This is a genomic window from Streptomyces sp. NPDC016845 (genome assembly GCF_044332585.1).
Classification (GTDB): Bacteria; Actinomycetota; Actinomycetes; order Streptomycetales; family Streptomycetaceae; genus Streptomyces.
Window position 1 is genome coordinate 566,544 of record NZ_JBIRPI010000003.1, and the last position, 12,194, is coordinate 578,737.

Here is a 12,194-nt window from a genome sequence, read left to right on the forward strand (position 1 = left end):
GGCCCCCACAAGGCTGGGGGAGCCCCGATGGACGCCCTTTATCATCCGGAACCCACCCGTTCGTTATTGGCCGGTTGTGTGCGAACCAGGCGCTGCACGCCCTGTTGCGGCCCGGAGACGTTGCCTACCGTAGAAGCAGGAGGTCGCGGCGCGTGCACGCTGTGTGTTCGGAGGGTCGTGCCGTGGGCTCCTGGTCTGTCCGTCAACCCCCGCTTCCTCGGGGGTGCGAGAGGAGAACCCATGTCGCTCGACGTCTCACCGGCACTGTTGGAACAGGCCGAGCGAGGCGAGGTCGACGAAGCGGATTTCGTCGACTGCGTCCGGACCTCCCTGCCCTACGCGTGGGAGATGGTCAGCTCTCTGGTGGCACAGCTGAAGGTCGACGGCGGAGAGTTCGCCGACAACCAGACGCCGCCGCCGGACGAGCAGGCACGTGGGCAGCTGCTGCGCGCGCTCGCGAGCGACGCGATTCGCGGCGCGCTGCAGCGGCACTTCGGTGTACGGCTCGCTTTCCAGAACTGCCACCGGGTCGCGGTCTTCCCGCAGGACCCGGCGGTGGACGGGACGCTGGCCCGCTTCACCTCGGTCCGCAACCAGCTGCTCAACCAGTCACCCGAGTTCCGTGACTGCTGACGGCTGAACCGGAATGCCTGCCGTCCCGTACGCGGGAGGTGCATCAGTACGGGACGGCAGGCAGGGCGGCAGGGCCACCCCGCTCAGCTGAGCTGGGGCAGTACCTCGGCCCCGAGGCGCCGTACGTTCTCCTCCGTCGTCGCGAGATCACCCGAGCCCTCGACCAGGAGCGCGAACCGCGTGATACCGGTCCGCTCGGACGTGGCCGCGAGCCGGTCCGCGCACAACTGCGGCGTGCCGACCGGGTGCAGCCCGCACAGCAGCTCCGTGTAGGCGAACGGGTCCCGCATCGACCGCGCCCGCCCGTCCACCGTCACATGGGCGTCGAGCCCCTGCTTCAGCCAGCCCGGCATCGCCTTGAGCAGCGCCTCCGTGGCCTCCGCGCGGCCGTCCCCGACCTGGGCGACCCCGGCGGAGACGTGAGGTGCCGTGACTGCGCCGGCCACCGGATGTCCGGCCTCGAGCGCGCAGCGCCGCCACAGGGCGACCATCTCGGCCTTTTCCTCGTCCCCGATGTGCATGCCGAGGAGCATGGGCAGACCCCGCTCGGCGGCGAGCCGCACGCTCCTCGGCGACGTACACGCGACGACGACCTCGGGGCCCGCCGGGTCCGTCCCGCCGATCGCCTCCGCCGGGCGCGGCACGACCGGTACCTCCCGGAAGGCGAATCGTTCGCTCTCGCCCGCCACCCGCGGCTCGCGCAGCCAGCGCAGCAGCAGATCGAGGGAGTCGGGGAACCCCAGCTCGTACGCCTCGAGGCCCGCGCCGAAGACCTCCAGGTCGACCCAGGGCCCGCCGCGCCCGACGCCGAGCGAGAACCGCCCGCCGGAGGTCAGGTGCAGCAGGGCCGCCTGCTCGCCCAGGGCCACCGGGTGCGCCGTCGGCAGGACGCTCACCGCCGTGCCGACGCGCAGGGTGCGGGTGCGGCCGAGCAGCAGCGCGGCGAGGGTGATCGCCGACGGGCACGTCCCGTACGGCACGAAGTGGTGCTCGGCGAGCCACACCGAGTCCAGGCCGGCCTCCTCGGCGACCTCGGCCGACCGCACCGCGCGGTGCAGCGCCTCCCCCTGCCCCTGCCCCGGGAACTGTGCTGCCAGTACAAACGTTCCTACGCGCATCGCCTTCCTGCCTTTCTTGGCGCCGACGCCGCACTCCCCCTGAAGGCAATAACGGCTGACAAGTGCCAAGGGCACGGCTGCGCATGCAGATTTGCGGATTTTCCGCAGAACCTTGACAGGGTGGCCGGACGGTGGTGGGCGGGTACCCCGGCCCGCTCGGCGTACGCTGGACGCGCATTTCCGCCCCGTACGCACATCCCGTGAGGTGAGCCGTGTCCCCGCGTCGCAACCGTCCGAAGGCCGGCGGGCCGTCCGCAGGCGGCACCGAGGACGAGGGGCGGCGCTACGGCGGGTTCCAGTCCACCGAGAGCTGGCAGGGCGAGGAGTGGTGCGTACGTCATGTGGCGGGCGCGAGCGCGGCCGGCAAGACGTACCGCTGCCCGGGTTGCGACCAGGAGATCCCCTCGCGTCTCGCGCACGTCGTGGCATGGCCGGAGTACGGCGGCGTGGACGACCGGCGCCACTGGCACAAGGCGTGCTGGAACGCGAAGGACCGCCGCACCACGAAGGTGCAGCGGTCCCGGAGCGCGCCGCGGTACTGAGACCGCCTTACCGCGTGCGCACTACACGTCGCGGTTGTCGAGGGTGAGGAAGGCGCCGCCGAGCGCCGCCACCGCGATCACACCCATGATCCACAGCGGGTCCCAGCCGGACGGTCCGGAACCGCCCGCCACCGAGTTGTCGTAGAGCACCGCGAGCTGGCTCGGGATCGAGTACTCGAACAGGGCCTGCTGAAGGTCGGCCAGCGAGTCCGAGAACATGAACATCGCCAGGACCAGCGGCAGCAGCACGACGCCGATCATGATGGTGATGGCGCCCGCCGAGTGCCGTACGAGCGTGCCGACGGCCAGGCCCACCAGACCGAGCAGCCCGACGAACAGGCCGACGCCGACGGTCGCCTTGAACCACTGCGAGCCGCTCGGCGAGTCGACGCCCACGATGCCGACCTGCAGCACGGAGACGAGGATCGCGAGCACGGTCGTCAGCACGAAGACCAGCGCGAAGAAGACGATCGCCTTGGCGGCGAGCACCCGGCTGCGGCTGGAGCAGGCCGTCATCGTCGTACGGATCATGCCGGTGCCGTACTCCGACGCGATCGTCAGGACGCCGAGCGTGATCACGCAGAGGGTGCTCAGGAGCACGCCGAAGAAGCCGAGGCTGAGCACCTCGTCGGGGCGCATCTCCGAGGTGTCGGACGAGGCGACGATCGCCGCCGAGGCCAGGCCGATGCCGACCATGAGCAGCACCATCACGCCCAGCGTCCACATCGTGGAGCGCACCGAGCGGATCTTCGTCCACTCCGAGGCGAGCGCGTCCCCGAGGTGCGCGCGGCGCACGGGGATCGGAGAGGTGTACGAGCCCGGGAGCGCCTGCCCGACAGGCATCGCCGGGGGCTGCTGCGGGGCGGCGTAGGGCGGGGGCGGCGTGCTCATCGGGCGTCGTCCTTGTCCATGGTCGGAGCGGCGGCGGGCGGCTGCGGCGCGGGGGCGGGGGCGGCCGGGGGCGCGGGGGATGCCGCGGGTGCAGGGGTGGCCGCGGGCGCGGGCGCGGGGACGGCCGCGGGCGCCGGCGTGGGCGCGGCGTACGGGTTGGCGACCGGCGCCTGCTGCGGCTGAGCCTGGGGCGGCGGCGGGGCGTACCAGCCGGGCTGCCCCTGCCCGGCGACCGGCACGGGCTGGGGCGGCAGCGCGCCCGGCGGCAGCGGCTCCTGGAAGCCCGCCAGCTGGTCGTCGGTGGAGCGGTAGTCGACGGCACCCTGCGTCATCCGCATGTACGCCTCCTCCAGGGACGCCTGGTGCGGGGAGAGCTCCCACAGGCGTACGTCCGCGCCGTGGGCGAGGTCGCTGATACGCGGCAGCGGCAGGCCCATGACACGCAGCGCGCCGTCCTGCTCGGGCAGCACCTGACCGCCCGCCTCGGTCAGCGCGGCGCTCAGCTTCTCGCGCTGCTGCGGCTCGGCGTCGGGCGTGCGGACCCGGGCGAAGTCGGCCGAGTTGTGCGAGATGAAGTCCCTGACGCTCATGTCGGCGAGCAGCTGGCCGCGTCCGATGACGATGAGGTGCTCCGCAGTCAGCGCCATCTCGCTCATCAGGTGCGAGGAGACGAAGACGGTGCGGCCCTCGGCGGCGAGCGTCTTCATCAGGTTCCGCACCCAGAGGATGCCCTCGGGGTCCAGGCCGTTGACCGGCTCGTCGAAGAGGAGGACCTGGGGGTCGCCGAGGAGGGCGGCGGCGATGCCGAGCCGCTGGCCCATGCCGAGCGAGAAACCCTTCGAGCGCCGCTTGGCGACGTCCTGGAGGCCCACGACGCCGAGCACCTCGTCGACGCGGCGGGCCGGGATGCCCGCCAGCTGGGCCAGGCACAGCAGGTGGCTGCGGGCGGCCCGGCCGCCGTGCATGGCCTTGGCGTCGAGCAGGGCGCCGACCTGCCGCGGAGCGTTCGGCAGTTTGTTGTACGGGTAGCCGCCGATCGTCACGTGACCAGTGGTCGGCCGGTCGAGGCCGAGGATCATGCGCATCGTCGTCGACTTGCCCGAACCGTTGGGTCCGAGGAAGCCGGTGACGGTCCCCGGCCGCACCTGGAAGGAAAGGTTGTACACGGCTGTCTTGGCGCCGTAGCGCTTCGTCAGGCCGACTGCCTCGATCATTCTCCGCACCCATCGGAAGGTTCTGAAAGGTTCAGGACGTCGGGGCACACGCCCCCGTAAGGGTTAGGAGGATATCCGGGCGCTGACGGTTCCGGCCAAGAGTGAGTAAAGGGTCCGGTGGCCCTGCGGGTGGCTCCCGGGGCGCTACGCGTCGCGCTTCTTCAGCAGCGCGTATCCGACCAGCAAGGCCACCACGACCCACACCACCAGGATGACGAGCCCGCCCCAGGGCCCGTACGGGGCGTCGTCGTTCGGCGCTGTCACCACCTGCATGATCTTCGAGCCGGCCTGGTCGGGGAAGTACTGGGCGACCTTCTTCGTCGCGGAGACGTTGCCGAGGATGGGGGAGACCAGGAAGAGGAACGGCATGAGGATGCCGAGCGCCAGCATGGGGGAGCGCAGGATCGCGGCGACGCCCATGGCGAACACCGCCATCAGCGTCATGTAGAGGGCGGCGCCGATGACCGCGCGCAGCACGTTCGGGGAGCCGAGGTCCGTGCTGTGGTCGCCGAGCATCGCCTGGCCGAGGAAGAACGCGGCGAAGCTGGTGACCAGCGCGACGACGAGCGCGAGCAGCGCGGCGACCGCGATCTTGGAGAACAGGAACGTGCCGCGCCGCGGGACCGCCGCGAGCGAGGTGCGGATCATGCCCGTGCTGTACTCGCTCGCCACCACCAGGACGCCGAAGACCACGAGGGCCAGCTGGCCGAGCGTGAGACCGGCGAAGGCGGTGAAGGTCGGGTCGAAGGTCAGCTTGTCCTCGGTGGACAGGTTGTCGAACTCGTTCTTCGACAGGGCGCTGATCAGCATGCCGAGACCGACGGAGACGATGACGGCGAGGCCGAGCGTGAGGGCCGTCGAGTTCACCGACCTGATCTTCGTCCACTCGGAGCGGAGGACCTGGGCCACGGCCATCTCAGGCCCCCTTCTCGTTGGCGCCCCACCGCGGGGCGGGCCCCGAATGGGCGTGGTACTCGACCGACTCGGCGGTCAGCTGCATGAACGCCTCTTCGAGCGAGGCCTGCTGGGGGCTCAGTTCGTGCAGGGTGAGCTGGTGGCCCGCGGCCAGTTCGCCGAGCTCCTCGGCGGAGTGCCCGTCGACCTCGAGCGTGCCGCTGCCCGCCTCGACGACGGTGATCCCTGCCTCGTGCAGCACGTCGAGGAGCCGCTCGCGCTGGGGCGAGCGCAGCCGTACGTAACTGCGTGAGTTCTCCCGGATGAAGTCCGCCATGGTGGTGTCGGCGAGGAGCCGGCCCTGGCCGATGACGACGAGGTGGTCGGCGGTGAGCGCCATCTCGCTCATCAGGTGCGAGGAGACGAAGACCGTACGGCCCGCCGAGGCGAGGGCTTTCATGAGGGTGCGGATCCAGTGGATGCCCTCGGGGTCCAGCCCGTTGACCGGCTCGTCGAACATCAGGATGCGCGGGTCGCCGAGGAGCGCGCCCGCGATGCCGAGCCGCTGGCCCATGCCGAGCGAGAACCCCTTGGACTTCTTCTTGGCGACTGCCGTCAGGCCGACCGTGTCCAGGACCTCGTCGACCCGGCCGCGGGGGATTCCGTTGGACTGCGCCAGACACAGCAGGTGGTTGTAGGCGCTGCGGCCGCCGTGCATCGCCTTGGCGTCCAGGAGCGCGCCGATGTGCCGCAGCGGGTCCTTCAGCTGGGCGTAGCGCTTGCCGTCGATACGGACCGTGCCGGCGGTCGGGTTGTCCAGGCCGAGCATCATGCGCATGGTGGTCGACTTGCCCGCGCCGTTCGGCCCCAGGAATCCGGTCACGATGCCGGGCCGTACAGAGAACGTCAGGTCGTCGACGGCCGTCTTCTCGCCGTACCGCTTGGTGAGCCCCGCAACCTCGATCATGCGGCAACGCTACGGCGCGAAAAAGCCCCCTGCCACTTCTTCGGCGCAGGGGACTTCATCACGCGGGGCGCGGGGAACTGCGCGCCCAGCCACAACGGACCCGCAGCTGCCCCACAACCTCGAACTACCGGGACTGCTGCGCAGGCACACCACGAGAGACGGGCTCGTCATCGGCGGGCGCACCCGCGGCAGCGACCGCCGCCCCGGTCAGCGTGGCCAGCATCTCGCGGACGTTGGTCAGCTGCGCGTTGATCGAGTCGCGACGGTTCGTCAGCGCCGCGAGCTCGCGCTCCGATTCGCTGCGGATGCGGTCCGCCTTGGCGTTGGCGTCGGCCACGATGTCCTCGGCCTGGCGCTGGGCGGTCTCCACCGTCTGGCGGGCGCGGCGCTCGGCGTCGGTGCGCAGCTTCTCCGCCTCCAGCCGGAGCTGCTCGGCGCGGTGCTCGATCTCCGCGAGGCGCTTCTCCGCCTTGGCCTGACGCGAGGCCAGGTCACGCTCGGACTGCTCGCGGCGCTTGGCCAGGTTCGTCTCGAAGTCGGCGGCGGCCTGGGCGGCCTTGGCGCGGGTCTCCTCGAAGAGGGCGTCGGCCTCCTCACGCTTCTGCTGCGCGTCCTTCTGCGCGTCGGAGCGGAGCTGGGTGGCCTCGCCCTTGGCCTTCTCGACGATCCGGACGCCCTCGTCCTCGGCCTTGGACTTGCGCTCGGCGGCGAACGACTCGGCGTCGTTGCGCACCTGCTGGGCCGCGGACTCGGCCAGCTCGCGGTGCTGCTCGGCAGCGCGGCGGGCCTCCTCGCGCAGGTCCTTCGCCTCCTCCTCGGCGAGGCGGAGGATCTTCTCGACGCGCGCGCCGAGCCCGGCGTACGACGGCTCCGCGTCGCTCACCTGGGCCTGGGCGTTCTGTGTCTCGAGGTGGAGTTCCTCGATGCGCTTTTCCAGAGCAGTGATTCGAGCAAGAGCGCTGTCACGGTCGGAGACGAGCTTGGAGATTCGTTCGTCCACCTGAGCGCGGTCGTACCCACGCCGCACAAGCTCGAAGCCGTAGGGGGAAGTGTCGCTCATGGGGTTCCTGTCGAATGAGACCGGTGAGGTGATAGGGGGAATCCTAGGGGTCGTAGCGGCGTGTCATCGAGCATATGCCCGTTTGATCTGGAGAATGACACTCCTTTTGAGTGGCGTGGCCCCGGAAGTACTTGTCAGATACAGGGTCGAAGGTCAGTGCGAAGCACGGTAGTTGTGCTCCTGGCTAGCCCTCTCCCCCCTTGCCACTCGAACGTGTGGCGCCCGCAGCGGCGCCCGCCTTGACGCCGCTGTCCTTGCCCCCGCTGCCGGACGACGTCTCGAAAGTCTCCAACGCCTCCAGTACGTCCTGGACACGGGAAATCTCGGCATTGATGTCCTTGCGGCGCCTGACCAGGACGTCCAACTCGCGCTGACCCTTTTCGATCATGGCCGCGGACTCGGCCTCCGCATCCGCCTTGATCTTTTCCGCCTCGCGCGACAGCCCGGCCTTTTTCTGCTCGGCCTCCTTGAGCAGCCCCTCCGCCTTTCTCACCGCCGCGATACGGACCTTGCTCGCCTCCGAATTGGCGTCGGCCATCAGCTCCTTGGCCTTGGCCTGCGCCTCGGCCAGCTGCTCCTCCGCGGCCTTGACCAGCGCGTCGCACCGCTCGCCCGCGTTCTTCATCGCCTCCGCCGACTCGCGCCTTGCGCGCTCGTGCAGCTCCTCGATCTCGGCCGTGATCCGGTCGCGCAGCTCCTCGGCGCGCTGCCTGATCTGCGTCGCGTCCCGGCGGGCGCCGACGAGCAGCTCGTCGGCGTCCGTACGGGCCTTCTCCACGCGCGCGTTGCCCTCGACCGTGCCCTCGGAGACGAGGCGGTCGGCCTCCTTGCGGGCCGCGCCGACCATCGAGTCGGCCTGCGCCTCGGCGTCCGCCGTCGTCTTCTGCGCCGCCTCGTGCGCTTCGCGCGTCAGCTTCTCGGCCTCCGCGGCGGACTCCGTGATGAGCTTGTCGACCTGCTCCGCGGCCTCGGTGCGCCGCTTGTTGGCGTCCTTGCGGGCCTCGTCCAGGGTGCGCTCGGTCTCCTCGCGCGCCTCCGTCCGCAGCCGCTCGGCCTCCGCCGCCGCGTCCGCCTTGACCCGCTCGGCGTCGCTGCGGATCCGCTCCGCGTGCGCCTGTGCGGAGCCGACCGTCTCGGCGGCCTCGGCGCGCAGCCGCTCCGCGTCACCGCTCGCGTCCGAGATCAGCTTCTCGGCCTGGGCGACGGACTCGGCGCGCACCCGGTCGGCCTCGGCACGCGTGTCGTTCGCCAACTGCTCGGCGGCGGCCGTCGATTCGGCGCGCAGCCGCTCCGCCTCGGTGGACGCGGCGGCCACCAGCTCCTCGGCCTTCGCGGTGGACTCGGCGCGGACGCGCTCCGCCTCCGCGTTCGTCTCCGCCGTCAGGCGCTCGGCCTCGGAGGTCGCCTCGGTGATCAGGGTGTCGGCCTGCGTGGCGGCGTCGGACCTGATCCGGTTCGCGTCCTCACGGGCCTCCGCGCGCGTACGGGACGCGTCCTGGTCGGCGGCCGCACGCAGGTCGGAGACCTCGGTGCGGACCCGCTGGGCGTGCTCGGACGCCTCCGTACGCAGCCGCTCGGACTCGGCGATCGCCTCCGAGACGGTGCGCTCGGCGAGGGTCTTCGCCGCCTCCGCCTCGGCGTTCGCCTCCGTGCGGACCCGGGTGGCGTCCTCGGTGGCGCGCTCGCGCTCCGCGTACGCGTCGGCGCGGACCCGGTCCGCCTCCTCCTGCGCCTCCTGCTTCGTGCGCTCCGCGGCGTGCTCGGCGGCCGAGCGCAGCCCTGTGATCTCCTCCTGGGCCTGCTCCTGGAGCCCGGCCACGGAGTCGCGGACCTGCTGCGCGGTCTGTTCGGCGGCGGCCACCATCTCGGTCGCCCTGGTGTCCGCCTCCTCGACGAGCCGGGCCGCCTCGGCCTGCGCCTCCTCGACGCGCGCCCGCGCCACCGCGAGCAGCTCCTCGCTCTGCTCGCGGGCCCGCTCGCGCTCCTGTTCGGCCTCCTCGCGCGCGCTGCCGAGCGTCTCCTCGGCCTCGCGGCGCCTGCGGGCGGCCTCCTCCTGCGCGGCGGCCAGCGTCTCGGCGGCCTCGGCGGCGATCCGCTCCGCCGCGTTCTGCGCCTCGGAGCGGATGCGGTCGGCGGACTCCTGCGCCTCCGTCTTGAGGTGCTCGGCCTCGGTCGCGGCGTCGGAGCGCAGCCGCACCGCCACGTTCTCCGCCTCGGAGCGGGCCGTCGCGGCGTCCGTCGCCGCCTCGGTGCGCAGCCGCTCGGCCTCGGTCTCGGCCTGCGCCTGCAGCGTCCGTACGCGCTCGGCGGCTTCCGTCCTGAGCCGCTCGCTCTCGTCGGCCGCCTCCTTGCGGAGCCGCTCGGCCTCCGTGCGGGCGTCGCTGAGCGCCGTCTCGGCCGCGGTGAGGCGCTCCTCGGCCTCCGTGTGGAGCCGGGTCAGCTCGGTGGCCGCCTCGTCCTGCCGGGCGCTTATGGCGCGCTCGGCCTCGTCCTTCAGCTCCTGCGCGGCGCGCTCGGCCTCGGCCTTGGTGGCCTCCGCCTGCTCCTCGGCCTCGGTGCGGAAGCGCTCCGCCTCCGCGCGCGTGCGCTCAAGGGTCTCCTCGGCCTGCTTGCGCAGTGAGGTGGCCCGCTCGATCGCCTCGGCGCGCACCCGCTCGCTCTCGGCGGCCGCCGCCGTGCGCAGCTCGTCACCGTCGCCCCGCGCCTTGGCGAGGAGCTCCTCGGCCGTCTTGGCGGACTCCTCGATCTGCTGGACGGCCTCGCGGCGGGCCTCCGCCCGGATCCGCTCGCCCTCCTCGACGGCCTCGGCGCGCAGCTGCTCGGCCTCGCCGCGCAGCCGCCGCGCCTCCTCCTGCAGCTCGACCGTCTTGGCGCGGTACTCCTTGGTGTCGTCCTTCGCCGTGCCCTTGAGCTGCTCGGCGATGTCGTGCGCCTCGGCGCGCAGGCGGTCCGCCTCGGCCTCGGCCTCGGCGCGGATCCGCTCGGCCTCCTCGGCGGCGGCCTTCGTCGTCGACTTCGCTTCGTCGGACGCCTTGTTGAGCACGTCCTCGGCGGTCCGCGCGGCCTTCGCCAGCTCGCCCGCGGTCTCCTCGGCCGTGGCCGTACGGGCCTTCTCCTTGGCCTCCGCGATCAGCGTCTCGGCGTCCGCGCGCGCGGTGGCGACCAGCTGCTCGGCCTCCGCCTTGGTGGCCTCGGCCTCTTTGGTGGCCTCCGCGACGAGCCGGGCCACCTGTTCCTTGGCCGTACGGGTGCGCTGCTCATTGGTCGACTCGGCGCTCGACAGCTGCTTGGCCGCCGTCTCCTTGGCCTCGGTCAGCACCTTGTCGGCCTCGGCGCGGGCCTCGCGCAGCGCCGTGTCGGCCTCGCTGATGCGCTGCTCGGCGGCGCGGCTCAGCTCGCTCGCCCGGCGCCGGGCGGTGTCCGACTCGGCGGTCGTCGTGGAGCGCAGCTGCTCGGCGTGGTCGGTGGCCTCCTGGGCCTGCGCCGACGCCGCGTTGAGGAGCCGCTCGGCGTCCTGGCGGGCGCGGGCGAGCAGCGCCTGCGCCTGGGCGCTCGCGTTCTCCGCCTCGTCGGTCAGGCGCCTGCGGGCCTCGGCGGCGACCCGCTCGGCCTCCGCGCGGGCGGCGGCAAGGGTCTGGTCGGCCTCGGAGCGCGACTCGTCGAGGAGGCGGCGGGCCTGTTGCTCGGTGCGGGCGCGCAGCTGCTCGGCCCACTGCACGTTCTCGTTGACGTGGTTCTCGACCGTGCGGCGGCGCTCCGCCAGCTCCTGGTCGAGCTGCTGGCGCCGGTTGACCGCCTCGGAGTGCAGCTCCGCCTGGAGCCGCGACTGCTGCTCGGCGTGCTCCTGGAGGATGCGCTGCGTCTGCGCGCGGGCCTCCCGCAGCTCGCGCTCGGCGTCCGCGCGCAGCTGCTCGGCCTGGATCTGGGCATTGCGGAGCAGCTGCTCGGCCTGGTAGCCGAGGTCCGCTCCGTCGTAGGACGGCCGCATCGCGAGGCTGCGCCGCGCCTCGTGCAGCTTGGCGCGCAACACCTCCACCTGGTAGCCCAGGTCCTCGGCGTGCTGGACGGCCTTCTCCCGCTCGGTCTTCAGCCGGTCCATCTCGGCCTCGAACCGCGAGAGATGGTCGGTCTCAGCCGGCTTGTGGCCGTCCTGGCTCTCGTAGCCCCGCACTGCGCGGTCCCATCCGTCCCCTGGTCGCAAGTACTGCCTGACGAGCTCCGTCCATCCGCCGAACGGGGCTCACCGGGGAATGGTGTCAGATCGAGAACGGCGGCGCCCCGGGCTTGCCTGTGCGCAGCCCGACACTTCCGACCCTCGTCCCCCGATACCCGGACCCCGGCCCACGGCTGCCCCGTCGTCCCGCTTGCACGCGACAGCCGCCCCCCAACCCTACCGGCCCAAGTATGCGGAGGTCAGTGCTCCGTCTTCTCCTGCGGCGCCGCGGTGACGAGTTCGGTGAGCACACCGTGGCAGTCCTTGGGGTGCAGGAACGTGATGCGCGACCCCATCGACCCGCGGCGCGGCTCGTCGTACAGCACGCGTACGCCCTTGCCCTTGATGTCCGCGGCGTCCGCGTCGACGTCCGCCGTGCCGAAGGCGATGTGGTGCACCCCCTCACCATTCTTGGCCAGCCATTTGCCCACCGCGGAGTCCTCGCGCGTGGGTTCGAGCAACTGGAGGTAGGAGGCGCCCCCGTCGCTCGTCTCGTTGATCTTGAGCATGGCCTCGCGCACGCCCTGCTCCTCGTTGACCTCGGTGTGGAACACCTCGAAGCCGTACGTGGCCTTGTAGAACTCGACGGTCGCGTCGAGGTCGTGACAGGCGATCCCGATGTGGTCGATTCGCGTCAGCATGTGGTAAGTGCAGCGCGATCC

Annotated in this window: 10 protein-coding genes; 2 read left to right on the plus strand and 8 right to left on the minus strand. The window is 71.9% G+C overall.

The annotated features are described in order from the left end of the window. The first annotated feature begins 240 nt into the window (after nt 1-240). Nucleotides 241-633 carry an SCO5389 family protein gene (locus ACH4RC_RS12965; RefSeq protein WP_394430356.1) on the plus strand — a complete coding sequence of 131 codons (393 nt, stop codon included), beginning with the start codon at nt 241-243 and terminating at the stop codon, nt 631-633. An 83-nt stretch (nt 634-716) separates the two neighbouring features. Here the strand turns inward: ACH4RC_RS12965 and ACH4RC_RS12970 are convergent, their stop codons facing one another. Next, nucleotides 717-1,751, minus strand: a complete 1,035-nt coding sequence (locus tag ACH4RC_RS12970; RefSeq protein ID WP_398199040.1) for an LLM class flavin-dependent oxidoreductase — start codon at nt 1,749-1,751, stop codon at nt 717-719. Between the two features lie 212 nt (nt 1,752-1,963). Here ACH4RC_RS12970 and ACH4RC_RS12975 point away from each other — a divergent pair, with 212 nt between their 5' ends. Next, nucleotides 1,964-2,293 (plus strand): ATP/GTP-binding protein, encoded by a 330-nt coding sequence (locus ACH4RC_RS12975; protein ID WP_398199043.1) that lies wholly within the window; start codon nt 1,964-1,966, stop codon nt 2,291-2,293. A gap of 21 nt (nt 2,294-2,314) precedes the next feature. Here the strand turns inward: ACH4RC_RS12975 and ACH4RC_RS12980 are convergent, their stop codons facing one another. The 7 genes from ACH4RC_RS12980 to mce form a co-directional block, all read right to left on the minus strand. Beyond that, the gene (locus tag ACH4RC_RS12980) at nt 2,315-3,184 is read right to left on the minus strand and encodes an ABC transporter permease (protein ID WP_398199045.1); all 870 of its coding nucleotides are present in this window, start codon (nt 3,182-3,184) and stop codon (nt 2,315-2,317) included. Beyond that, nucleotides 3,181-4,398, minus strand: coding sequence for an ABC transporter ATP-binding protein (locus ACH4RC_RS12985; RefSeq protein WP_398199048.1), 1,218 nt, complete (start codon nt 4,396-4,398; stop codon nt 3,181-3,183). The genes ACH4RC_RS12980 and ACH4RC_RS12985 overlap by 4 nt, the downstream gene beginning before the upstream one ends. 144 nt (nt 4,399-4,542) lie before the next feature. Beyond that, nucleotides 4,543-5,313, minus strand: coding sequence for an ABC transporter permease subunit (locus ACH4RC_RS12990; RefSeq protein WP_398199051.1), 771 nt, complete (start codon nt 5,311-5,313; stop codon nt 4,543-4,545). Between the two features lies 1 nt (nt 5,314). Further along, a complete protein-coding gene (locus ACH4RC_RS12995) occupies nt 5,315-6,259 on the minus strand; it encodes an ABC transporter ATP-binding protein (protein WP_398199053.1) in 945 nt (314 codons plus the stop codon). 124 nt (nt 6,260-6,383) lie between these two features. After that, nucleotides 6,384-7,319, minus strand: a complete 936-nt coding sequence (locus ACH4RC_RS13000) for a cellulose-binding protein (RefSeq protein WP_398199056.1) — start codon at nt 7,317-7,319, stop codon at nt 6,384-6,386. Between the two features lie 184 nt (nt 7,320-7,503). Next, on the minus strand, nt 7,504-11,490 hold the full coding sequence (gene scy / locus ACH4RC_RS13005; protein ID WP_398199058.1) for a polarized growth protein Scy: 3,987 nt from the start codon (nt 11,488-11,490) through the stop codon (nt 7,504-7,506). Between the two features lie 242 nt (nt 11,491-11,732). After that, complete coding sequence (gene mce / locus ACH4RC_RS13010; protein ID WP_398199061.1) at nt 11,733-12,173, minus strand: methylmalonyl-CoA epimerase; 441 nt, start codon at nt 12,171-12,173, stop codon at nt 11,733-11,735. Between the last annotated feature and the right edge of the window lie 21 nt (nt 12,174-12,194).